This is a genomic window from Delftia sp. DT-2, from assembly GCF_028401915.1.
In the GTDB taxonomy this organism is placed as follows: Bacteria; Pseudomonadota; Gammaproteobacteria; order Burkholderiales; family Burkholderiaceae_C; genus Comamonas; species Comamonas tsuruhatensis.
In genome coordinates this window covers 95,393-116,176 of sequence record NZ_JAQOTI010000011.1, presented here as the reverse complement: position 1 = coordinate 116,176, position 20,784 = coordinate 95,393, and the positions used below count along the sequence as shown (strand labels likewise).

The window sequence follows — 20,784 nt, the reverse complement described above, 5'->3', positions numbered from 1 at the left end:
TCGACCCATCGTGAATTTCATATGGCTGCCTTGTCTCTTGTGCCTCGCGGTGATTTCCCATGCCTTTCGAGGCAGCTTGACTCCATGCAGGCAAAAAAGGGCCCTGGGGGCCCTTTTGCTGTCCTGGCCAGCCCATTTATTGCTGAGCCTGCTCTTCCGGAGTAATAGGCCCATGCTCAACCATTCCTAACCCTTGTGAGCCTTTGAAATCATGTGGTTGGCGAATGCGAGCAGCGGCGCCGAATCAGCAGTTGCGCGCACGCTGGTGCGAAAGGAAAAAGCGCAGCATCTCGGCGCTGGCGTCGATTCCTCCCGGCGCGGTGTAGCTGCCCGCAGCGCTGCCGCCGGACCAGGCGTGGCCTGCGCCATGCAGCTGCCAGTGCTCGATGGCGGTACTGCCATCGGCTGCGATATAGGCAGAGCGGGTGAACCGTTGGCGGTTCGGTGCATGGCCCTGGCTGACGCGAGGTGCGCCTGTGGGGCTTTGAGCGCTGCGTGCAGCATGCACGACGGCCGCGCCGTTGTCGTGATGTACCGTGGTGTCCGCGTCACCATGAAACACGATCACTGGACACACGCTGGGGCCGCTGGCCGAGCCAGATGCTGCGCCTCTTCGCATCGCCTCGAGGGCTGAGGGCAGATTGGACGCGGCACCGGCGGCCAGGCCCGAATGCACGCCCACGGCGGCGAACAGCTCGGGATAGGTGCGTCCCAATATGTCCGCCATTGCACCTCCGGCCGAAAGTCCGGCGACATAGACCCGCGATGCGTCCGCGCCATGGTCGGCCATCACCTGGCGCGTGAGGCCTGCCAGCAGTGCGGGCTCGCCCCGGCCCCGTTGCTGGTGCTGGGCCTTGAACCAGTTCCAGCACTTTTGCGAGTTTGCATGCTGTGTTTGTTCGGGATAGAGCACCAGTACGCCAGCGCTGCGCGCCTGGTCATTCATGCGCGTGCCGGCGGCGAAGTCTTGCGGCCCTTGGGTGCAGCCGTGCAGCATGAGGATGAGCGGGCGAGGTCCCGCTTCGAGGGCACTGCCTGGCGGCACGTACAGACGATAGGCCAGCTGCCGGCCTCCGTGAGAGTAGCTGCCGAGCAGCCATTGCTCGTCGCTGGAGGTGCCTGCCTGCGATGAGCCCGCAGGCACGGCGAGTTCGGGAGCATCGTCGATGAAGCGGGCTTCGGCATCGACGATCCAGCCTGCATCCCGATGACTGGTTGCGGCTGGCTTGTCGTGGGGTGTGGGCGCGCTGTGACCTCGCAGCGTGCGCTGAATCAGCTCGGTGGCTTCCAGCAGATGGCCGGTGCGCGTCAGGCGTGTCGCCTCGCCCAGCATGTCTTGAAAAAGCTGTTTCATGGAATGGTTCTCAGGTAATGCGGCCGGCCAGAGCGGCACGAACGGCGGGGCTGGCCTGGAGCGCTCCCAGCACCGTGATGGATTCGATGGTTTCGGCGGCAAGCTGCGCAGGCACGTCCTGCGCGATGCTGGCCAGGCCCAACACGCGGATCTGCAGCTTTTCCCCGGCAGCCTGCACCCGCATGAGATCGGCCTGGGAGAAATGCTGCATCCCAAGGACCAGCATCTTGCGGGCGACGACCTGTTGCACCGCGTCCGCATGGCTGCGCAAGTGATTGCGTATCGCTGTGCGGATGAAATCGCTGCGGTTGGCGTAGAAGCCTTCGGCGACCAGCAGGTCGATCTGGCCCAGGTCGACATAGCCCAGATTGATGGTGAGCTTCTCGGATTCGCTCACGCGAGGGTTGGAGGTGGTTGTGTTTGCGGCCATGGAACATCCTTATGCCATCCATATGGATGGTTTGGGGATGGTTTCAAGGCCTGGTGTTGCAATTTGACGCGGCACGTCGTGGGGTATCCGGCGGACGGCGCTGCAGCGTGTGAGTTGCAATCATTGCCCTGTCACGTCTGAGTCGTAAGGTGGCGGAGCCGGGCACGGCGTCCGGCGTTCCTTGGTCATGCGACAGGAGGCTTCATGCCAGACTTGCAGGCAGGCTTGCCGAGCGGCACGAGCGTTTGGTGCCAGCCCGGCGAGCGGTTCAATACCTGGAGTCATCTGGCAGCCCTGCTCGTGGGCGTGGTGGCCAGTGTGGGCCTCATCTGCGAAACGGTGGCCGGCGGCGATGCGCGCAAGATTGCGGGCTCTGTGGTGTTTGGCCTCTCTCTGGCGGCGCTGTTCGGTGCCTCGGCCCTCTTTCATGGCTGCACCGGGGCACGCAAGCGTTTTTGGCAGCGCGTCGACCACGCCTGCATCTACCTGCTGATTGCCGGCAGCCACACGCCCTTTGCCTTGATGGCGCCCTCTGGCTTGTGGGCTTGGCCTCTGCTTGCCGGTGTATGGGTGTTCGCATTGCAGGGTGCGATACGTGCACTTGGTTTCGATTCGCCGCCGCGCCTGTCCCTGTACATCAGCCTTGGCTGGCTCAGCTTGGGGGCGCGGTGCCGATGGCCTTGCGCCACGGTGCGCAGACCCTGGCCTGGCTGCTCGCGGGCGGACTGCTCTATTCGGCAGGAACGGTGTTCTACCGAAGCCTTTCGAGCATGCGCCATTCGCATGGCATCTGGCACCTGTTCGTGGTTGCCGGCAGCGCCTGCCATACCGTCGCGGTGGTCGGTTTGCTGGCCTGAAGCGAGGGCTCGTGCTGGCGGCGCTGCGTTGGACGCCTTGGATTCTGTTAGACAAAAGCCCCTGGCTCTTTCGAACCAGGGGCTTGAATCATTTGGTCGGAGCGGCGGGATTCGAACTCGCGACCCTCTGCTCCCAAAGCAGATGCGCTACCAGGCTGCGCTACGCTCCGACTAAAACGCTATTGTAGCGTCAAAAAAATGGGTATTTTCGCAATGTGCGAATTTTCTGTTCAACGCGATCCAGGGCCGGGGCCACGGTTGGCCAGGTGGCGGAAGGTGATGCGGCCCTTGGTGAGGTCGTAGGGCGACATCTCCAGCGATACCTTGTCGCCAGCCAGGATGCGGATATGGTGCTTGCGCATCTTGCCGCCGGTGTAGGCGATCAGCTGGTGTCCGTTTTCCAGCGTCACACGAAAGCGAGAGTCAGGCAGGACTTCCGTGACGGAGCCTTGCATTTCAATCAGTTCTTCTTTGGCCATGTGTTCAATCTCTTAGGTCTGGGTCGGTTGCGGCACTCATTTGTCGGAACCACGAAAACCTTGCCTGGCCCACAGAACATGGGGTACGTGGTCAGGCTGAAAAGGCTGTGGATGTTCTGCGCAAAAGGCGCAGACCGGACAGAGGACCAGGTCACAACGGTGTCGCAAAGACGAAGCCCGGCAACACCTAAACTTCCTGATTCTACAGTGTTGTATTCGTCGCCGTGCGGGCGGTGCTCAAAGCGGCCATCGTACGCAAAACACAGGTCGGATTCGTGCTGGGACGGCGAGGCTTTTGTCATCCGCGTGTGATGAGATGGCCTCGAAAAACGTGCGCGAGACTTTGCGGCGGTCCGGCCAGGGTTGAAGGCCGCGGTGGCCGAGGAGGGGCGATGGTCGCGGGTTGGCTAGAATCCGCCCACAGCTTCTATTACTTTTATAGCAAAACCTCGATGTCCGATCGACTTGCCGTTCTCTCCCAGTATCTTTTGCCCAAGCAGGCGCTGACTGCCGTCATGGGGCGCCTGGCCCAGGCGCGTGCGGGTGACCTGACCACGGCAGTCATCCGTCGCTTCATTGCACGCTATGGCGTGGACATGTCGGAGGCGGCCGATTCCGATCCTGCGGCCTATGCCAGCTTCAACGAGTTCTTCACGCGGGCGCTCAAGCCCGGTGTGCGACCGCTGGCTTCGGCTGACTGGGTTTGTCCGGTGGATGGCGCCATCAGCCAGATCGGCGCCATCGAGGGCGAGCAGATCTTCCAGGCCAAGGGGCACAGCTACAGCGCCACGGCGCTGGTCGGCGGCGATGCGCAGCTGGCGCGGCAGTTCGACAACGGGCATTTCGCCACCATTTACCTGAGCCCGCGCGACTATCACCGCATCCACATGCCCTGTGCCGGCCGGTTGCGTCGGATGATTTATGTGCCTGGCGAACTGTTCTCGGTCAATCCGGTCACGGCGCGCGGCGTGCCGGGCCTGTTTGCGCGCAACGAGCGCGTGGTCTGCGTCTTCGATACGGACCACGGTCCCATGGTGCTGGTGCTGGTGGGGGCCACCATCGTGGGCAGCATGGGAACGGTGTGGCACGGCATCGTCAATCCGCCGCGGCCCGGTCGCATCCAGGACTGGCGCTACGACGACCAGTCCATCGTCCTGGGCCAGGGCGAGGAAATGGGGCGCTTCCAGCTGGGCTCCACCGTGGTCATGCTGTTTCCCGCATCGGCAGGGCTGCGCTTCAACGCGCAGTGGACACATGCCGCGCCCGTGCGCCTGGGCCAGAAGATGGCCGGGCGCGGCGAGGCCTGAGTCTCGAAGGGTCGTCGATGAAAAACCGGGCCCAGGCCCGGTTTTCTGTCAAAGAATCCAGCTCAGGGCTTCAGGGCGCCGCTGTGTGGTGAACATCGAGGGTGCGATGCTCAGCCGCTCTGGCCTGACGGGGTCTTCATGGCCGACCAGATAGACCATCAGTTCACGGCGGCGCAGTATGACGTGGCTGACCTTCTCGGCCTTCCCGTTCTGTGTGACCTGCGTGCCCGGGCGGAACAGCGGCATCTGGAAGGTGAAGCTGCGCGGATCGGCCGGTGGCGCGACGGCAGTGCTGGGAGGGGCTTCTAGAGTGGCAACCATAGGCTTGATGTGCATGAGTGGACGCTGCCCACCTTATCGGCACTGCCGCGCCGAACTGTAGGGTCGCCGGGCGGCGACCACCAAGCTCAGGCGTCCGGATGGGAAACGCCGAGGATGGCGTGCAGCCGTGCGCTGGTCGTCGTGTACTGCAGCAGCGGTTTCTCGCCCTGCAGGTACTCGGCGGCGGCAAAGGCCGCCATGGTGGCTTCGTGGAAGCCGCACAGGATCAGCTTGTGCTTGCCCGGGTAGCTGACGATGTCGCCGATCGCATAGATGCCTGGCGCATCGGTGGCCTGGGTTGCAGGGTTCACCAGCAGCTGCTTGCGCTCCATGGCCAGGCCCCATTCGGCGACCGGGCCCAGGCGGGGGGAGATGCCCAGACAGACGACCAGTTGCTGCGCCGCCAGTTCATGCTCCTGCCCTTCGCCATCCATCCACTGCACGGCACGCAGCAGGCCTGAGTCGGCATGCAGTTGCGTGATCTGGCCGATCACCACGCGGATTGCGCCGCTGTCGCGCAGCTCCTGCAGGCGCTCCAGCAATGGCGCCGAAGCCTGGAAGGCGTCGCGGCGGTAGAGCAGGCAAGTGGTCTGGGCCCTGTCGGCGCAGGCAATGGCCGCGGCCACGGCCTCTTCGTCGCCACCGTGGACGATGGCGGTCTGGCCGCGCACCATTTCCAGATCGGCAGGATGGTAGTGGAGCTGGCCGGCAGCCAGCAGCTCCACGCCGGGCACCTTCAGCGCCTTGGGCACAAAGGCGCCCACGCCAGCCGCAATGAAGACGCTGCGCGCATGCAGTTCAAGGCCTTGCGAGGTCTGCGCCAGCCAGCGGCCATCGTCCATGCGCTGCAGCTGGGCGACCTGCTGGGAAAGGTGCAGTTGCGCGTCCATGGGCGCGACCTGCCGCTGCAGCAGCTGGACCAGTTCATGGCCCGTGCACACCGGAATGCCGGGAATGTCGTAGATGGGCTTGTCGCCGTACAGCTGCGCGCACTGCCCGCCCACATGGGGCAGGGCATCGACGACATGGCAGCGGATGCCTTGCAGCCCCAGCTGGAACACCTGGAACAGGCCCGCCGGGCCTGCGCCTATGACGAGGGCATCGGTCTGGATCGGTTGCGCGCCGGAGGTGTCTTGCATGGGCTGCGCGGCTTCAGCGTTCGAGCTGGTCTAGCTTGCCGGGCTTGCCGTTCCAGTCGTCGGCGTCGGGCAGCGAGGCCTTGCGCTTGGTGATGCTCTTCCAGCCCTTTTCCAGCGACAGCTCGGCATTGAGCTTGATGAAGGCGAGCTGGTCGGCGGGGACGTCTTCCTCGGCAAAGATGGCATTGGCCGGGCATTCGGGAATGCACACGGCGCAATCGATGCACTCGTCAGGATCGATCACGAGGAAGTTGGGGCCTTCGCGGAAGCAGTCCACGGGGCAGACATCCACACAATCTGTGTATTTGCACTTGATGCAGTTTTCGGTGACGACGTGAGTCATGGGAGTCTTTTATTTGCGGTGTGAATGTCGGTATCAACCCGGGATTCTAGAATTTTTCGGAACACGGTCCTGCACATGCAAGAGATTCTGGCGCGGACTGCTGCGGTTTTCTGAAAGCCCACGAGCCGGCATGTGCCGGCTCGCGAAGCGGGACTGTCCAGTTGCTCAATCCAGCAGTGCAGCGCCTGCGGTAGCGTGGCTGGCCGTGTCCACGAGGATCAGCGCACCCAGCTGGCGGGCCTGGGCGAAGGGCGCCGCGGGAATGCTTTCCTGTAGCAGCAGCTCCACGCGGCCGATGGCGTTGGGCTCCAGCTGGGTGGCCTCTTCCTGGGCCAGCGTGTGGATGTTCAGGCGGTGCACCACGCGGCGGGCCTTGGCCTTGATCCAGCGGTGGCCGTGCAGCGCCAGGTAGGTGCGGCCGGGGACCAGCGGCTGCTCGTCCATCCAGGCCACGGTGGCGGTCAGCTCGCGCTGGCTGGGCCATGCCGGCTGTGTCCCGGGGGCATCGAAGTCGTCGTCTGCCACTGCTGCCGCAGCCACCGGGGCGGCGACGATCCAGTCGCCGCGCGAGACATCGACCTCGCGGTCCAGCGTGATGCCGGCCGACAGGCCCGCGTCGATGGAGCCGGGAACGCGGGCATGGTCCAGCACCTGGGCAATCACGGCCTGCTGGCCGCTGGGCAGGATCTGCACGGCGTCGCCCACGCGTGCGCGGCCTGCGGCCACGCGGCCCCAGAACACGCGGCGGCCCTGGCTGGTATCGGCCGAGGACGAGAATTTCTCCACCCACTGCACGGGGAAGGCCAGCGCCAGGCCGGTGTCGGTCGGCGTGTTGGGCAACTGCTCCAGCAGTTGCAGCAGGCTGGGACCGTCGTAGCCGGCCCAGCCGGGCTCGGCGTTGACCACATTGAAGCCCTTGAGGGCCGAAACGGGCACGGTGGCCGCGGAGGCGATGCCGGCCTCGGCCGTGAAGCGCTCCAGCGCGCCGCGGATGTGGACGAAGGCCTGTTGCGGGTCTTCGACGGCGTCGAGCTTGTTGACGGCAAACACCAGCGAATGCACGCGCAGCAGGTGGGCCAGCAGGCTGTGGCGGCGCGTCTGCGGCAGCAGGGTGAGCTGCGGGTTCTTCCAGTCGAGCTTGGTGGCATCGACCAGCACCACGGCGGCGTCGGCGCTGCTGGCGGCGGTGACCATGTTGCGCGTGTACTGCTCATGGCCCGGCGCGTCGCCGATGATGAACTTGCGGCTTTCGGTGGCGAAGTAGCGGTAGGCCACGTCGATGGTGATGCCCTGCTCGCGCTCGGCCGACAGGCCGTCGGTCAGCAGCGCCAGGTCGGTCTCGCCGCTCTTGGTGACGCCGGCGAGCTGGTCCTGGAGCACGGCACGCGTGTCCACCAGCAGGCGGCCTATCAGCGTGCTCTTGCCGTCGTCGACGGAGCCGCAGGTGATGAAGCGCAGGGCCGAGGCGTTGGAGGCCTCGGTGGCGGGGGAATCCGCAACGGCTGCGCCGGCGGCAATGCTTGCGGTGGTCATCAGAAATATCCGTCCTTCTTGCGCTTTTCCATGGAGGCTTCGCTGGTCTTGTCGTCCATGCGTGTGGCGCCGCGCTCGCTGACATCGGCGGCCAGGGTTTCGAGCACGATGTCGGCCGCCGTGGCGGCATCGCTTTCCACGGGGCAGGTGCAGGTGATGTCGCCCACGGTGCGAAAGCGCACGTCGCGCACCACGACTTCCTCGCCGTCGCGCGGCGGTGTGAGTTCGGTCACGGGCACCAGCAGGCCGCGGCGTTCCACCACTTCGCGCTTGTGCGTGTAGTAGATGCTGGGCAGGGCGATCTGCTCGCGCTCGATGTATTGCCACACGTCGAGTTCGGTCCAGTTGCTGATGGGGAACACGCGGAAGTGCTCGCCCGGCGCCAGACGCGTGTTGAACAGCGTCCACAGTTCGGGGCGCTGTGCCTTGGGCTGCCATTGGCCGAAGCTGTCGCGGTGGCTGAAGATGCGTTCCTTGGCGCGGGCCTTTTCCTCGTCGCGGCGCGCGCCGCCGATCAGAGCGTCGAAGCGGAATTCATCGATGGCCTCCAGCAGCGTCACCGACTGGTGCACGTTGCGGCTTTCGCCCGGATGGGCCAGGCGCACGGTGCCGCGTGCCATGGAGTCCTCGACGCTGCGCACGATGAGTTCGGCGCCGAGTTCCTTGGCGCGCAGGTCGCGGAAATCGGTCACTTCCGGGAAGTTGTGGCCGGTGTCGATCATCAGCAGCGGGTAGGGGATGCGACCCTTGCCGAAGGCCTTTTCGGCGCAGCGCAGCATGACCAGCGAGTCCTTGCCGCCCGAAAACAGCAGGGCGGGGCGCTCGAAGGCGGCGGCCACTTCGCGCAGCACGAAGATGGTTTCCTCTTCAAGGGCGTCGAGGTGGCGGTTGCTGAGATGGCTCAGCACGGAGGTGTCCACACGGGCGTTCATTTCTTGGTTTCCAATCAAATCGGTGTCAAACGCTGTCGTTTCACTTCTTGGCGTGCAGCCCGCATTCCTTGGCCGCTTCATCCTCCCACCACCAGCGGCCGGCGCGGAAGTCTTCGCCAAGGCTGACGGCGCGCGTGCAGGGTGCGCAGCCGATGCTGGGATAGAACTGGTCGTGCAGCGGGTTGTAGTCCACGCCATGGCTGGCGATGTAGTGCCAGACATCGCCCTGGGTCCAGTCGGTCAGCGGGTTGAACTTGGTCAGGCCCTTGGTCTCGACCTCGCTGCGGTCCACGGCGGGCACGTCGGCGCGGGCATTGGACTGCTCGCGGCGCAAACCCGTGATCCAGGCGCTCTTGCCGGCCAGCGCACGCGCCAGCGGCTCCATCTTGCGCACGCCGCAGCAGGCCTTGCGCAGCTCGATGCTGCGGTACATGGCGTCCTGGCCGTTGTCGCGGATGAAGTGGATCACCGATTCGAGCTGCGGCCGGTAGACCTTGACGCTCAGGCCGGGCAGCGACTGGGTGCGCTCCAGCAGGGCCAGGGTCTCGGTGTGCAGCGCGCCGGTGTCCAGCACGAAGACGGGGATGTCCAGGCCCAGGCGGTGGATGATGTCGGTGATCACCACATCCTCGGCGCCCAGGCTGGAGGCCTGCGTCACGGCCTCGGCGCCCAGCGCCGCTGCCTCGCGCAGCAAGGCCTCGGTGGCGGCCAGCTTGTCGGCAAAGCCGCTGCTGGCACGGCCGTTGACCTCGGTGGCCTTGGCCGATTCCTGTCGCGACAGAAAGCTTTGCGCACCCATGTCAGGCCGCCTTGACGAAGTGGGGCTCGGGATGGACTGCATCACCCTGGTAGAAGCCGTGGAAGCGGTCCAGCTGGCGCTGGGCATCGGAGATGTCCACGCCTTCGCGCAGCACGGCCACGTCGAAGCCGCAGCGCTGCATCTGCACCAACTGGTCGATCAGCACGTCGCCCGTGGCGCGGATTTCGCCCTGGAAGCCCAGGCGCTTGCGCAGCAGGCGGGCCTGGCTGAAGGCGCGGCCGTCGGTGAACTTGGGAAAGTGCAGGTCGATGCGCTGCACGCCGGTCAGGTCCAGCGTGAAGGGGTCGGCGTCATTGGCCGGGGCGATGACAGTCTGCTGGCCTTCGGCCGGGCTTTGGTGCTCGTGGGCGGCGATGATTTTCATGGGGATCTCCTGCGGCTCTCACCTGGGGTCAGGCGGCCGCTTCCTCGGTGTGCTTGGCGGGGTGGCGGGCTGCATTGCCGGCGGCCTTGAACGGTTCGATGCCCACGCGGCGCACGGTGGCGATGAAGGTCTCGAAACGGCCGCCTTCGCTTTGGCGCTGTTCGCGGTAGGTGGCCAGCAGGGCCTCGATCACGCCGGGCACTTCGGCGGCGCTGAACGAGGGGCCGATGATCTTGCCGGGCGTGGCCGGGCCGGACAGGTGGGAGCCGTCGGCGCCGCCCAGCGTGATCTGGTACCACTCCTTGCCGTCCTTGTCCACGCCCAGGATGCCGATGTGGCCGCTGTGGTGGTGGCCGCAGCTGTTGATGCAGCCGCTGATGTGCAGGTCGATCTCGCCCAGGTCCCACAGCTCGTCCAGGTCCTGGTAGCGCTCGGTGATGGCCTCGGCAATGGGCAGGGAGCGTGCATTGGCCAGCGAGCAGAAGTCGCCGCCGGGGCAGGCGATCATGTCGGTCAGCAGGCCGATGTTGGGCTTGGCCAGGCCCAGGGCCTTGGCCGCCTTGTACAGCTGGGGCAGCTGGTCGCGGCGCACCCAGGGCAGCAGCAGGTTCTGCTCGTGGGTGACGCGCATCTCGCCGGCCGAGAACTGATCGGCCAGCGCGGCGGCGGCATCCATCTGGTCGGCCGTGGCGTCGCCGGGCGCGTAGCCCAGGCGCTTGAACGACAGCAGCACGGCGCGCAGTTGCGGGTGGCGGTGCGGGCGCACGTTGCTGATCAGCCAGCGGCCGAAATCCTTGTCTTCCTCGGCGGCCGTGCGCAGCAGGGCCAGGGTCTCGGCCTCGGCATTGGCGGGCGACAGGTCCAGCTCGGGCTCGCGGAAATTGGCGGCCACGCGGTCGTACTCGGCTTGCGTGATGGTGTGGGGACCACCCTCGACCTCGACGATCTGGCGGAACTCCTCATCAACCTGGTCGATGTAGTTCTGGCCCTCGGACTTCACGAGGATCTTGATGCGCGCCTTCCAGGCGTTGTCGCGGCGGCCGTAGCGGTTGTAGACGCGGATCACGGCTTCCAGGTAATTCATCAGCTGGTTCCAGGGCAGGAACTCGCGCAGCACCGGGCTGATGGTGGGCGTGCGGCCCATGCCGCCGCCCACGCGCACCTTGAAGCCCAGCTCGCCAGCCTCGTTCTTGAGCAGCTGCAGGCCCACGTCGTACCAGCCCAGCGCGGCGCGGTCTTCCTCGGCGCCGCTGATGGAGACCTTGAACTTGCGCGGCAGGAAGCTGAACTCGGGATGCAGCGTGCTCCACTGGCGCAGGATTTCGGTGAAGGGGCGGGGGTCGGCGATCTCGTCGATGGCAATGCCGGCCAGCGCGTCGCTGTTGATGTTGCGGATGCAGTTGCCGCTGGTCTGGATGCCGTGCAGGTTCACGCTGGCCAGCAGGTCCATCACGTCGGCGGCCTTGGACAGCGGAATCCAGTTGTACTGCACGTTGGTGCGCGTGGTGAAGTGGCCGTAGCCGAACTTCAGGTCGGAGCCGATGCGGCGGCCGTCGTGCAGGGGAATGTCGCCCAGCTTGGCCTGGGTGGCGCGGGCCTCGGCCAGCAGGGCGGCGTCGGGCTGGTCGTACTCGCGGGCCACGCGGGCCAGCACGCGCAGCTGGGCGCTGGACAGCTCGCCATAGGGAACGGCCACGCGCAGCATGGGAGCGTAGCGCTGCACATACCAGCCGTTTTGCAGGCGCAGGGGCTTGAACTCATCCTCCGAGAGCTTGCCGGCCTGCCAGCGTTCGAGCTGGTCACGGAACTGCTCGGCGCGCAGGCGGATGAACTGTTTGTCGAATTCGGTGTATTGGTACATGGCGCTTCGGATGTGGGGTCTTCGACTGCCGCCAGTGGCGGCGGTGCAGGGGCTCATCGCGTGGCACCGAGGCACTTGCGGGACACGCGCACAGAACCCTGCATGGAGGGGAATGTAAGCAATGGCCTTATAGAAGCAAACGATTGTTTTGTCCTGCAAGTATGTGGATATGGATATAAGTGAATGGCAGCAGACTTTGCGGGGCTGGGCATGCCAAACGCATGAGCGGCCGATATGCTTGCCGGCCAGAGGGAGGATTTCAGAATGCGAAACCGTTGTGCCGCCATCGGGCTGGCCTTGGCATTGGCAACTGCTGCTCAGGCGCAGGCCCAGAAGCCGGCACCGCCGCCGTCTCCGTTGTCAGCAGCGCACACAGCTGACATGCCTGAACCCGACAAATCCGCACAGGAATCAGCCTGGGATGCGTATCTGCATCGCGTGGCGGCGCAGTTGGCCGGTTCCGGCAGCGGGCGCGATCTGGCCTTTGCGGCCATCCTCATCAATCTGTCGCCCCGCGACAAAAGCGCTGTCAGCCAGGCCGAGGGCTGGCGCCAGGACGCGCTGGAGCGGGCAGGGCAGGATGCGCTGGCCTATCAACTGCTGGCCTCCAAGGCCCCTGAGGACGAAGGCGAAGTGCGCTCCGAGGCTGCCCGCCGCTGGCTGGCGCTGGAGCCCAGCAATTTCTCTGCGCTGATGCAGCAGGCGCTGGGACCGCAGGAACTGCTGGTTGCAGCGCGCGAAAGCCGCTACGCGGACCTGCACATTTATGACGGCGTGCGCTGGATGCAGTCCGCTTTGCTGCGCCATCCGCCCACGGCACAGGAGCTGCAGGCGCTGGGTGGCAGTCCGAACTACCGGCTCGAGGAAGGCGCGGTGATCACTGCAATAGGTATCTGGACAGCCTTTCCCTTGACGGGCTACAAGGCGCTGCTGGATGCCTGCAAACCCGAAGCGATGGGCAAAACCCCGGCGCGCGAGGCCGACTGCCTGCATGTAGCCCACCTGCTGACGCAGCGCTCATCGACCGTGCTGGATGAGGGCTTTGGGCTGGCGATTCAACGCCGGCTGGCCAAAACCCCGACCGAGCGCGCCGCGGCCCGGGCCCGGCGCCGCCAGTTGGAGTGGCTGATGCAAGCGTCCGCCCCGCTCGGCATGCAGGACGGAGGAACCCGGTTTGCCCGGCTGCTGGCCGATCCTTCCATCCACAGCGAGCAGCAATTGCTGCAGCGCTTGCTCAAGGATGCAGGCCGGCCCTTGACGCCGCCGCCGTGCTGGAAGTGGCGCCCGCCCAGACCTTAGGGATTGCCGGCAGCCGCGCCGCCACCGCCGCCTCGCTCACCCCATAGAGCGCAGCCAGCGCGGCCGGTGTCGCCACTTGCGCCGCCGCACCGCAGGCCTGCAGGCCACCGCGGCCCAGCAGGGCGATGCGGTCGGCCACCTGCAGCGCATGCTCGGGCTGGTGGGTGGACAACAGCACAGCCATGCCGCGTGCACGCAGCGCGGCAATCTGGTCCAGCACGCGGATCTGGTTGCCGAAGTCCAGGCTGGCCGTGGGCTCGTCCATGACCAGCAGCGCGGGCTCCTGGGCCAGGGCGCGTGCGATCAGCACCAGCTGGCGCTCGCCGCCGCTCAGCTCGGTATAGGGGCGCAGCGCCAGATGGGCGATGCCCAACTGCTCCAGGCAGCCCAGCGCCAGGGCACGGTCGGCACTTGAAGGCCGGGCCAGCGCAGGCAGGCGCGCGGCACGGCCCATGAGCACCATGTCCAGCGCTTCGAAGCCGAAGACGCCGGCCTGCGCCTGGGGCACATAGCCCACGCGCCGCGCAAACTCGGCACGCGGCCAGCTGAGCACGGGCTGGCCCTGCACGCGCACCTCTCCGGCCAGCGGCGCCAGCAGGCCCAGCACGGTGCGGAACAGCGTGGTCTTGCCGCAGCCGTTGGGGCCCAGCAGGCACAGCACCTCGCCTGCGGCAATGGCCAAGTCCAGCCCCTGGCTGACGCGCCGGCGCCCATGGCCCGTGGCCAGGGCCAGCGTCTGCAGCACGGGCGCCGTCGGCATTTCAGTCATTGCGGCCCGTGCGCGACAGCAGGTAGAGGAAGAAAGGCGCGCCGACCAGGGCCGTGAGAATGCCCAGCGGCAGCTCGATGCGTGCCGCACTGCGCGCCAGCGTGTCGGCCGCAACCACGAAGCCAGCGCCCAGCAGCGCCGAGGCCGGCAGCAGGCGCACAAAATTGGGGCCGACCAGCAGGCGCGCCACATGCGGCACCACCAGCCCCACCCAGCCGACGATGCCGGCCAGCGATACGGCGGCCGCCGTGCCCAGCGTGGCACAGGCCACCAGCAGCAGGCGCAGGCGTGCCACGGGCACGCCCAGGGCCAGCGCCTCCTCGTCAGGCAGGCCCAGCAGGTTGATGCGCCAGCGCAGCAGCATCAGGGGCAGCAGGGCGCACAGCATCACGGGTGCCGTGGCACCCAGCTCGGGCAGGGTCACGGCGCTCAGGCCGCCCATGAGCCAGAAGGTGATGGATGGCAGCTGCGTATTGGGGTCGGCCAGCGTCTTGACCAGGGCGATGCCCGCGCCCAGCAGCGCGCCCAGCGCAATGCCGGCCAGCACCAGGACCAGCACCGGGTCATGGCGGCGCACGCTGGTGCTGATGGCCACCACCACGGCCACGGCGGCCAGCCCGCCACCAAAGGCCAGGGCCTGCACGGCCGCCATGGACCAGCCCAGGAAGATGCCCAGCACCGCGCCCAGGCCGGCACCGGCCGAGACGCCCAGGATGTCGGGCGAGACCAGCGGGTTGCGGAACATGCCCTGGTAGGCCGCGCCTGCCGCCGCCAGCGTGGCGCCCACGGCCAGGCCTGCGGCGATGCGTGGCAGGCGGATGTTCCAGAGCACGGTCTCGGCGCTGGCGGACAAGGGCGAGGCAGTGCCCGTGGCGCGCGCCAGCAGCGACTGCCACAGCTGCTGCGGCGCGATGGAGAACTGACCCGCTGCCAGTGCCCACAGCAGCACGGCGGCCAGCAAGGCCAGCGCGAGCACCCACCCCAGGCGGCGGCCTGTGACAGGCATCAACGCGCAGTCTCCATCAGCCTGCCCAGCGCTGCGGGCGACAGGTCGGCGCCGTAGAACAGGCGATAGAAGTCGCGCACCTCGCGTTCCAACGGCGGCAGTCCCTGCAGGGCTGGCGCCTGCGGGTGGAGCTTTTCCAGCAGCCAGCGCACACCGATCAGCCGGTTGACGCCGGGCGGACCATCCAGCCAGCCGAAGGGCCAGACCGGCGCGCAGTGCACGCGGCCCGAGCGCACGGCGGCCACGCCGCGCCACAGCGGGTCCTGGCGCATGCGCTCGGCAAGGCCGGGTTCCTGCGTGACGATGACCTGCGGGTCCCAGGCCAGGATCTGCTCCATGGACACGCGCGTGAGCCCGCCACGCCCTGCATCCGTCGCCACATTGCGCCCGCCCGCATATTCGACGGCTTCCACATTGATGGAGCCCGCCAGCCCTGTCTCCAAGCCGTTGGCGCTGCGCGCGAAATACACGCGCGGGCGCTCGGCCGGTGCCATGCCCTGGGTGGCACGCTGCGCCAGCGCCGCCACGGCATCGGCATGGCGGGCCAGGGTTTCGCCACGTGAGGCCTCGCCCAGCAGGGCGCCGACCTCGCGCAACTGGCGTGCGTGGTCGGCCAGCGAGCCCTGGATCAGCACGCAGGGCAGGCCGGTCTGGCGCGCCAGCCGCTCGGTGGCCGAGATATAGGTGGCATCGGCCGTGCCGGCGTCCAGCACCAGGTTGGGCTGCAGCTTCAGCAGCGACTCCAGCGGCATGGTGCTGCCGCGCCCGGACAGGCGGCCCAGATGCGGCAGCGCCTGCAGTGTGGGCCCCAGATAGGCGCGCGAGACATCGTCCAGCTGCTGGGGCCAGCCCAGCAGCTTGTGCGGTGCCAGCGTGGCCACCAGCACGCCTGCAGGCGGGCCGGCGGCAAACACCCGGCGCAGTTTGGTCGCGTCCGGTATCTGGCCTATGCGCGCGGCAATGGTCGTGGTCTGGGCATGGCCGGGAACAAGAGCCGATGAGGCCAGCGCCGCCATGGCCTGGCCCAGCCAGCGGCGGCGGGTGAACAGAAGATCGGTCATGAAAGTCAGGGGATGGGGCTGGCGCAGCCACGGCGCTCAAGCTGTGCCTGGCACCATTGCTCGATCTGCACCTCATCGGCTGCCAGCTCGGCATGCAGGCTGCCGGTGTACCTGCGCCAGTCTTCAAGATGGCGGGCCGCGACGGCCGTGAGCACAGGCGTGCCGGCCTCGACAAAGGCCGCGAATTCGGCGGCAAAGCCCTGGCCCGAGGCCTCGACGATGCCGAAGCGGTTGATCACCACCAGATCCACGCCATCGTCCAGCGCCTGGCGCAGCACGGCGCTGGCCTGGGCCAGGGCCTGGGGGTTGAGACTGCAGGCGCGCGAGGCGCAGCCCAGGTCCTGGGACAGCTCGAATTGGCGGTCACTGCGCAGGTCGAACAGCTGCATGCGCTTGTTGCCGTTGGCATAGCGGTCCTGGCGATGCACCAGACCGCCCACCCGCCAGCCCGCGCCTTGCAGGCGGCGTGCCACGCGTTCGAGCAGCAGCTCCATTGCATGCTCGTCGTCGGGATGGACCAGGGCGGCCAGGGGCAGGGTGGTGAAGGGCGGGTTCATGGCATGCAGGTTGATGCGTATCAATGGGGCTGTTGTACTCCTGCCCGACCCCGGTGTCGTTGACCATGGGCAGCTTGGCTGGACCCGGAGCGCAGGCAGGCGTGGGCGGGCGCTTCGCGCCAGGTCCGCTCCTCAGAAGCGATAGCCCAGGTTGACATACCAGCTGCGGCCCGGCATGGGCAGGCCGTCATCGAACTGGTACCACTTGTCGCCGATATTGGCCACGCCAAAGTCCACGGTGATGTCGCTGCGCGGCTTGTAGCGTGCACGCAGGTTGGCAATGCCGTAGCCGGGCAGCTTGAGCGTCTGCAGCTGGCCGCTGCCCTCCAGCGGCACGTAGCGGCCCTTCTCGGTCTCGACCTCGGCATTGAATTCCCACTGCGCCAGCGGACGCCACTGAACGCCGACCAGCAGGCGGTGGCGCGGCGTGTGGGTCAGCGTGATGCTGGAGTCGCTGGTGTTGCGGCGGTTCAGGTAGGTGTAGCCGGCGTTCACGTCCCATTGCGCGGACAGTTGCTGGGCCAGGGACAGCTCCATGCCGATGTTGCGCGTGCGCCCCACGTTCTGCGCCTGGTTGCAGGTGGCGCCGCCGCATTCGGCCGAGGCCACGACCACGGTCTGGATCTGGTTGCGCACGCGGCTGTAGAACAGCGCGGCCTGGCCCTGGCCGCCCTGCCAGGGTGAGCCGCTGACGCCCAGCTCCAGGTGGTTGGCCGTCTCGGGCTGCAGGTCGGGGTTGGCCAGGGCCGTGCCCATGCGTGCCGAGTAGCGGTCCTTGATGGTGGGAAAGCGCGTCTTGTGCGAGGCGATGAAATACGCCTCGCTGCCACCGCCCAGCGCATAGCCGAGCTTGGCCACGCCATTGGTGGCGCTGGCCGAGCCCGTGGGCCACTGGTAGACCTCGCGCGCATCGCGCTGGTCGTGGCTGAGCGCCAGGTTCAGGCTCCAGCGTTCGGCCAGGGAGATCGTGTCCTCGACCACCAGGGAGCGCGTCACGTCGCGATAGTGCTTGCTGGGGTCCTTGGCCGAGGCGGCGTCGGTGTGCTCGTCGATCTTGTAGTGCGCGCCCAGGCGCAGCGCATGGCCCTTGAAGCTGTAGTTGGCCCACTCGATGCTGGCGCCCTGGCTCACGTCCTTGTAGCTGCTGGTGGGGTCATGGCGCGTGTAGCTCGCGTCCGTGTACATGTCCAGGCCGTTTTGGTAGGTGTCGTGGTAGATGCGTGTCTTGAGCAGGTTGTCGGCATTGATGCGCGTGGTGCTCAGAAAGTACACGCTGTCCTTGTCCCAATAGGGCCAGCGCCAGTAGCGGATGACGTTCTTGCCCGTGGCGCTGCCGGTATACACGGGGTTGCCCTTCTCGCCTTCCTGGCGCACATAGCCCAGCGCGTATTCGTCCGTGGCATTGGGCGTGAGGCCCAGCTTGAACGACAGCCGCCTGTCCGTGCGGTAGGCGTTGTCGCGGTAGTTGCCCGTGTCGGTGGGCTGCTTCTTGAAGTCCTTGAAGCCCTTGGGCAGCGGAAAACTGTCCGCGTCCAGGTAGGAGGCGCCAAGCTGGTAGTACCAGGAGCCCAGGTTGCCGCCCAGGTTCACGGCGGCCTTGCGTTCGCCGCCTGCGCCTGCGCCGATGCGCGCATCGCCCTCGAACGATTTGACGGGCTTGCGCGTGACCAGGTTGATGGCGCCGCCCAGCGTATTGGGGCCATACATCAGCGAGGCGCCGGCCTTGGCCACGCGGATCTCGGACAGGTCGAACGTGGTGAAGCGGCCGAAGTCCACATAGCCGTCATAGGGCACGTACAGCGGCACGCCGTCCACGAAGACCGGCACCTGGCGCGGATCGAAGCCGCGCAGGTAGATCATTTCCTCGTTGCGATTGTTGCGCGACAGCGTGGCGCCCGGCAGCAGGCGCACGGCGTCGGCCACGGTGTCGGCATTGCGCTGGCGCATCTCGGCGGCGTCCAGTCGCTGTTCATCGCCGGATATGGCCTGTGCCTCAACACGCGCACCGTGCACATCGACCGTGCCCAACTGGAAGGTCTGCGAAGCCGGTGCTGCAGGTGCACCCGATGGGGCCTCGACCTGGGCTTGCGCCTGCGTGCTGGCGGCCAGGCCTGCGAGCAGCAGGGCTTGTGTCAGTGCGGAGCGAAGGCGGAACGAGGGTGAGCAGAGGGTGGGTGAGGATGCGGGAGCGCAGGAGCGGGGCTGGCGGGTCACGGTTTCAGGTTCTTGTGTGGTTGAACGCGGGGAGCGGCTGGTTGTTTCCTTTTGAAAACAGGTTCCGGATTCTAGCGATATGCACTGGAAAACATAACGAGTGACAAAAAACCGTCTGCGGGAAGACTCGGGTTTTCTTTCAGGCCGTTGTGTGAATGCCCGGCCGTTCAGGGGCCGGGCGGTTCAACGGCTCAGCGCCTGCGGCCCAGGCGCTCGCTGGCCAGGGCAGCCGCCAGCCTGGCATCCAGGGGCAGCGGTTCGTCGTGTAGGCGTGCTGCCAGCAGCTCGCCGCACAGCAGCGACAGGGTGAGCCCGCGCGAGCCCATGGCCGTCAGCGCCCACAGGCCGGGAGCCTGATCGGACACCGGTCCGACCACGGGCAGCCGGTCTGGCGAGGCCACGCGCACGGCGCCCCAGGTGGCGCGCGGTGGCGCGTCGAAGAAGCCTTGCAGGCCCTGGTAGGCGCCTGGCAGCAGCTGCGCCAGCTTGGCGCCATTGGCTGCATGGGCCGCGGCCTGGTCTCCGGGGCTGGGCGGCAGCGCGGTCTGGTCGCGCTCGAAGGTCGATCCCATGACCCAGCCTGGCCCGGCTGCATCGCCGGGCAGCGGCATGGCAGGCACCAGGTTGCCATGGCCGTTGACGGGAAAGGGCGGCATGGCCTGTGCGCTGGCCGGGGTGTGCACATCCCAGCTGACCTGGCCGCGAATGGGCTGCAGCGGCCAGGCGGCCTGCGCACCCAGGCTGTGCTCCAGCAGCGCATTGGTTGCGGGGCCCAGGGCGAGAACGACCAGTTCAGCCTCGGCCAGCAGATTGCCCTGTGCATCCAGGGCCTGCCAGACGGGCGCGCCACCGGCTGTGTCGGTGCGTGCAAGACGCGCCACGCAGGCGCGGCCCTGCCAGCGCACGCCTGGCAGCGCCAGTTGCGCCTGCACCAGCCGTGCCGGGCGTACCCAGCCAGCTTGCGCATGCCAGCAGGCAGGGGCGTCGGCGGGCAGACCGGCCGCCGAGAGTTGATCGGCGCTTGCGGGCCGGCTCCAGTGGTCGCCCGGGCCGGGGGATTGCCAGTCGCGCGGCAGCCGCGGGGCGGCCTCCACGCCGCGCTCCAGCACGCCGGTATCGCACCAGTCCGTGCCCGGTTGCAGCAGGCCCTGGCCGGAGAGCATTTGCAGCTGCGCCAGGGTCAGGCGTGCGCCGTCGCGGCTCAGGCGGGACAGCAGGCTGTCATCGGGCGAGACATGGGGGCAGAGCAGGCCCGCGGGCAGGGCCGAGGCGCCCGCTGCAGGCGCCTCGGCAGCATCCAGCACGGTGACCTGCCAGCCACGGCGCGACAGGCTGGCGGCGGCGGCCGCACCGGCGATGCCTGCACCCAGCACCATGCAGCGCCGTGGGGTGATGGGTTCCTGCGGCTGTGCACCCGGCCCGCGCGGCCCGCGCGGTTGCCAGGCCGGGTCGAAGACGGCATGCAGGTTGTGGCGCTTGGGTGGGACGCCATCTACCTTGCGCACCTGAAAGCCGTGCTGTGCCAGGCCATCGCGCACCGTGCGCGCCACGCACCAGGTGGACAGCTGCGTGCCGCGCCGGCAATGGCGCGCCAGCGCGCGCAGGGTATCGGCGCTCCAGAGGTCGGGGTTGAGTTCCGGCGTGAAGCCGTCCAGGTAGATGCTGTCGGCCGTGAGCTGCTGGCGCCGCAGCATGGCCTGGGCATCGCCGATGTACAGCGTCAGCAGCACGCGCCCCTGCTCGAAGGCGAGGCGGTGCACGCCGGGCAGCAGGCCCTGGAACCGGGTGGCCAGCTCCTCGGCCAGCAGGCGCAATCCTGGCTCGCGCGGCATGGCCTGGCGCATGGCGTCGGCGCTGACGGGAAAGGCCTCGGCCGAGACGAAATGCAGCAGCCTCGGGCGCCGGGGATCGGCCTTCCAGGCTTCCCAGGCCACGAGGAAATTCAGCCCGAACCCGAAACCGGTCTCCAGGATGCGCCATTGCGGCGCATCGGCCCAGGCCGCCGGCAGGCCGCAGCCGCCCAGAAAGACGTGGCGGGCCTGGTCCAGGCCGCCGAGTTCGCTGTGGTAGCGGTCGCCGAAGCGCGGGCTGTAGGGCGTGCCATCGGGCAGCCAGTCAATGGGTTCGGACATGGGCAA

The 20,784-nt window shown here is 67.4% G+C and carries 20 protein-coding genes, 1 tRNA gene and 1 pseudogene; 4 read left to right on the top strand and 18 right to left on the bottom strand.

Going from position 1 to position 20,784, the window contains the following annotated elements; all coding sequences use genetic code 11:
• Positions 1 to 244: 244 nt before the first annotated feature.
• Together PO605_RS20680 and PO605_RS20675 are read right to left on the bottom strand one after the other, a co-directional pair.
• Positions 245 to 1,354, bottom strand: a complete 1,110-nt coding sequence (locus PO605_RS20680) for an extracellular catalytic domain type 1 short-chain-length polyhydroxyalkanoate depolymerase (RefSeq protein WP_047473961.1) — start codon at positions 1,352 to 1,354, stop codon at positions 245 to 247.
• A gap of 10 nt (positions 1,355 to 1,364) precedes the next feature.
• The gene (locus PO605_RS20675; protein WP_017406949.1) at positions 1,365 to 1,784 is read right to left on the bottom strand and encodes a CopG family transcriptional regulator; all 420 of its coding nucleotides are present in this window, start codon (positions 1,782 to 1,784) and stop codon (positions 1,365 to 1,367) included.
• 204 nt (positions 1,785 to 1,988) lie between these two features.
• Here PO605_RS20675 and trhA point away from each other — a divergent pair.
• A pseudogene (gene trhA, locus PO605_RS20670) lies at positions 1,989 to 2,384 on the top strand (PAQR family membrane homeostasis protein TrhA); the annotation flags it as partial.
• A gap of 74 nt (positions 2,385 to 2,458) precedes the next feature.
• The gene (locus PO605_RS20665; RefSeq protein WP_017406950.1) at positions 2,459 to 2,641 is read left to right on the top strand and encodes a hemolysin III family protein; all 183 of its coding nucleotides are present in this window, start codon (positions 2,459 to 2,461) and stop codon (positions 2,639 to 2,641) included.
• Between the two features lie 93 nt (positions 2,642 to 2,734).
• Here the strand turns inward: PO605_RS20665 and PO605_RS20660 are convergent.
• Positions 2,735 to 2,811, bottom strand: a tRNA-Pro gene (locus PO605_RS20660).
• 60 nt (positions 2,812 to 2,871) lie between these two features.
• Positions 2,872 to 3,120 (bottom strand): translation initiation factor IF-1, encoded by a 249-nt coding sequence (infA, locus tag PO605_RS20655; protein ID WP_012206460.1) that lies wholly within the window; start codon positions 3,118 to 3,120, stop codon positions 2,872 to 2,874.
• Between the two features lie 452 nt (positions 3,121 to 3,572).
• Between infA and asd the strand changes: the two genes are divergently transcribed.
• The gene (gene asd / locus PO605_RS20650) at positions 3,573 to 4,427 is read left to right on the top strand and encodes an archaetidylserine decarboxylase (RefSeq protein WP_026062786.1); all 855 of its coding nucleotides are present in this window, start codon (positions 3,573 to 3,575) and stop codon (positions 4,425 to 4,427) included.
• A 48-nt stretch (positions 4,428 to 4,475) separates the two neighbouring features.
• Here asd and PO605_RS20645 read toward each other — a convergent pair whose 3' ends face one another.
• The 8 genes from PO605_RS20645 to PO605_RS20610 all read right to left on the bottom strand — a co-directional run bounded on the left by PO605_RS20645 (position 4,476) and on the right by PO605_RS20610 (position 11,740).
• On the bottom strand, positions 4,476 to 4,748 hold the full coding sequence (locus tag PO605_RS20645; RefSeq protein WP_227468472.1) for a hypothetical protein: 273 nt from the start codon (positions 4,746 to 4,748) through the stop codon (positions 4,476 to 4,478).
• Positions 4,749 to 4,834: 86 nt separating this feature from the next.
• Positions 4,835 to 5,887 carry an NAD(P)/FAD-dependent oxidoreductase gene (locus tag PO605_RS20640; protein ID WP_047472560.1) on the bottom strand — a complete coding sequence of 351 codons (1,053 nt, stop codon included), beginning with the start codon at positions 5,885 to 5,887 and terminating at the stop codon, positions 4,835 to 4,837.
• Between the two features lie 13 nt (positions 5,888 to 5,900).
• Positions 5,901 to 6,230, bottom strand: coding sequence for a ferredoxin FdxA (fdxA, locus tag PO605_RS20635; protein ID WP_012206456.1), 330 nt, complete (start codon positions 6,228 to 6,230; stop codon positions 5,901 to 5,903).
• Between the two features lie 165 nt (positions 6,231 to 6,395).
• On the bottom strand, positions 6,396 to 7,763 hold the full coding sequence (locus PO605_RS20630) for a sulfate adenylyltransferase subunit 1 (protein WP_047472561.1): 1,368 nt from the start codon (positions 7,761 to 7,763) through the stop codon (positions 6,396 to 6,398).
• Positions 7,763 to 8,695 carry a sulfate adenylyltransferase subunit CysD gene (gene cysD / locus PO605_RS20625; protein ID WP_016448348.1) on the bottom strand — a complete coding sequence of 311 codons (933 nt, stop codon included), beginning with the start codon at positions 8,693 to 8,695 and terminating at the stop codon, positions 7,763 to 7,765. Before cysD ends, PO605_RS20630 begins: the two co-directional genes overlap by 1 nt.
• 40 nt (positions 8,696 to 8,735) lie before the next feature.
• Positions 8,736 to 9,494 (bottom strand): phosphoadenylyl-sulfate reductase, encoded by a 759-nt coding sequence (locus tag PO605_RS20620; RefSeq protein WP_047472562.1) that lies wholly within the window; start codon positions 9,492 to 9,494, stop codon positions 8,736 to 8,738.
• A gap of 1 nt (position 9,495) precedes the next feature.
• On the bottom strand, positions 9,496 to 9,879 hold the full coding sequence (locus tag PO605_RS20615) for a DUF934 domain-containing protein (RefSeq protein ID WP_016448346.1): 384 nt from the start codon (positions 9,877 to 9,879) through the stop codon (positions 9,496 to 9,498).
• A gap of 28 nt (positions 9,880 to 9,907) precedes the next feature.
• Positions 9,908 to 11,740, bottom strand: coding sequence for a nitrite/sulfite reductase (locus tag PO605_RS20610; RefSeq protein ID WP_047472563.1), 1,833 nt, complete (start codon positions 11,738 to 11,740; stop codon positions 9,908 to 9,910).
• Positions 11,741 to 12,121: 381 nt separating this feature from the next.
• Here PO605_RS20610 and PO605_RS20605 point away from each other — a divergent pair, with 381 nt between their 5' ends.
• Positions 12,122 to 13,039 (top strand): hypothetical protein, encoded by a 918-nt coding sequence (locus PO605_RS20605; RefSeq protein ID WP_231574446.1) that lies wholly within the window; start codon positions 12,122 to 12,124, stop codon positions 13,037 to 13,039.
• Here the strand turns inward: PO605_RS20605 and PO605_RS20600 are convergent.
• The 6 genes from PO605_RS20600 to mnmC all read right to left on the bottom strand — a co-directional run bounded on the left by PO605_RS20600 (position 12,975) and on the right by mnmC (position 20,778).
• Positions 12,975 to 13,808 carry an ABC transporter ATP-binding protein gene (locus PO605_RS20600; RefSeq protein ID WP_047472565.1) on the bottom strand — a complete coding sequence of 278 codons (834 nt, stop codon included), beginning with the start codon at positions 13,806 to 13,808 and terminating at the stop codon, positions 12,975 to 12,977. The genes PO605_RS20605 and PO605_RS20600 overlap by 65 nt on opposite strands.
• Entirely contained in the window at positions 13,801 to 14,814 is a 1,014-nt protein-coding gene (locus PO605_RS20595) for a FecCD family ABC transporter permease (protein ID WP_047472566.1), read from the bottom strand. Before PO605_RS20595 ends, PO605_RS20600 begins: the two co-directional genes overlap by 8 nt.
• Positions 14,814 to 15,875, bottom strand: coding sequence for an iron ABC transporter substrate-binding protein (locus PO605_RS20590; protein ID WP_047472567.1), 1,062 nt, complete (start codon positions 15,873 to 15,875; stop codon positions 14,814 to 14,816). Before PO605_RS20590 ends, PO605_RS20595 begins: the two co-directional genes overlap by 1 nt.
• A 5-nt stretch (positions 15,876 to 15,880) precedes the next feature.
• Positions 15,881 to 16,432 (bottom strand): DUF2478 domain-containing protein, encoded by a 552-nt coding sequence (locus PO605_RS20585; RefSeq protein ID WP_016448340.1) that lies wholly within the window; start codon positions 16,430 to 16,432, stop codon positions 15,881 to 15,883.
• A gap of 132 nt (positions 16,433 to 16,564) precedes the next feature.
• Positions 16,565 to 18,646: a TonB-dependent receptor plug domain-containing protein gene (locus PO605_RS20580; protein WP_047472568.1), complete on the bottom strand. Its 2,082-nt coding sequence runs from the start codon at positions 18,644 to 18,646 to the stop codon at positions 16,565 to 16,567.
• A gap of 191 nt (positions 18,647 to 18,837) precedes the next feature.
• Entirely contained in the window at positions 18,838 to 20,778 is a 1,941-nt protein-coding gene (gene mnmC / locus PO605_RS20575) for an FAD-dependent 5-carboxymethylaminomethyl-2-thiouridine(34) oxidoreductase MnmC (RefSeq protein WP_047472569.1), read from the bottom strand.
• Positions 20,779 to 20,784 lie beyond the last annotated feature (6 nt).

Bases quoted from the DNA above. Each gene is read 5' to 3' on its own strand.
- PO605_RS20680 (WP_047473961.1), bottom strand. From the start codon at position 1,354: ATGAAACAGCTTTTTCAAGACATGCTGGGCGAGGCGACACGCCTGACG.
- PO605_RS20675 (WP_017406949.1), bottom strand. From the start codon at position 1,784: ATGGCCGCAAACACAACCACCTCCAACCCTCGCGTGAGCGAATCCGAG.
- PO605_RS20665 (WP_017406950.1), top strand. From the start codon at position 2,459: ATGGCCTTGCGCCACGGTGCGCAGACCCTGGCCTGGCTGCTCGCGGGC.
- infA (WP_012206460.1), bottom strand. From the start codon at position 3,120: ATGGCCAAAGAAGAACTGATTGAAATGCAAGGCTCCGTCACGGAAGTC.
- asd (WP_026062786.1), top strand. From the start codon at position 3,573: ATGTCCGATCGACTTGCCGTTCTCTCCCAGTATCTTTTGCCCAAGCAG.
- PO605_RS20645 (WP_227468472.1), bottom strand. From the start codon at position 4,748: ATGGTTGCCACTCTAGAAGCCCCTCCCAGCACTGCCGTCGCGCCACCG.
- PO605_RS20640 (WP_047472560.1), bottom strand. From the start codon at position 5,887: ATGCAAGACACCTCCGGCGCGCAACCGATCCAGACCGATGCCCTCGTC.
- fdxA (WP_012206456.1), bottom strand. From the start codon at position 6,230: ATGACTCACGTCGTCACCGAAAACTGCATCAAGTGCAAATACACAGAT.
- PO605_RS20630 (WP_047472561.1), bottom strand. From the start codon at position 7,763: ATGACCACCGCAAGCATTGCCGCCGGCGCAGCCGTTGCGGATTCCCCC.
- cysD (WP_016448348.1), bottom strand. From the start codon at position 8,695: ATGAACGCCCGTGTGGACACCTCCGTGCTGAGCCATCTCAGCAACCGC.
- PO605_RS20620 (WP_047472562.1), bottom strand. From the start codon at position 9,494: ATGGGTGCGCAAAGCTTTCTGTCGCGACAGGAATCGGCCAAGGCCACC.
- PO605_RS20615 (WP_016448346.1), bottom strand. From the start codon at position 9,879: ATGAAAATCATCGCCGCCCACGAGCACCAAAGCCCGGCCGAAGGCCAG.
- PO605_RS20610 (WP_047472563.1), bottom strand. From the start codon at position 11,740: ATGTACCAATACACCGAATTCGACAAACAGTTCATCCGCCTGCGCGCC.
- PO605_RS20605 (WP_231574446.1), top strand. From the start codon at position 12,122: ATGCCTGAACCCGACAAATCCGCACAGGAATCAGCCTGGGATGCGTAT.
- PO605_RS20600 (WP_047472565.1), bottom strand. From the start codon at position 13,808: ATGACTGAAATGCCGACGGCGCCCGTGCTGCAGACGCTGGCCCTGGCC.
- PO605_RS20595 (WP_047472566.1), bottom strand. From the start codon at position 14,814: ATGCCTGTCACAGGCCGCCGCCTGGGGTGGGTGCTCGCGCTGGCCTTG.
- PO605_RS20590 (WP_047472567.1), bottom strand. From the start codon at position 15,875: ATGACCGATCTTCTGTTCACCCGCCGCCGCTGGCTGGGCCAGGCCATG.
- PO605_RS20585 (WP_016448340.1), bottom strand. From the start codon at position 16,432: ATGAACCCGCCCTTCACCACCCTGCCCCTGGCCGCCCTGGTCCATCCC.
- mnmC (WP_047472569.1), bottom strand. From the start codon at position 20,778: ATGTCCGAACCCATTGACTGGCTGCCCGATGGCACGCCCTACAGCCCG.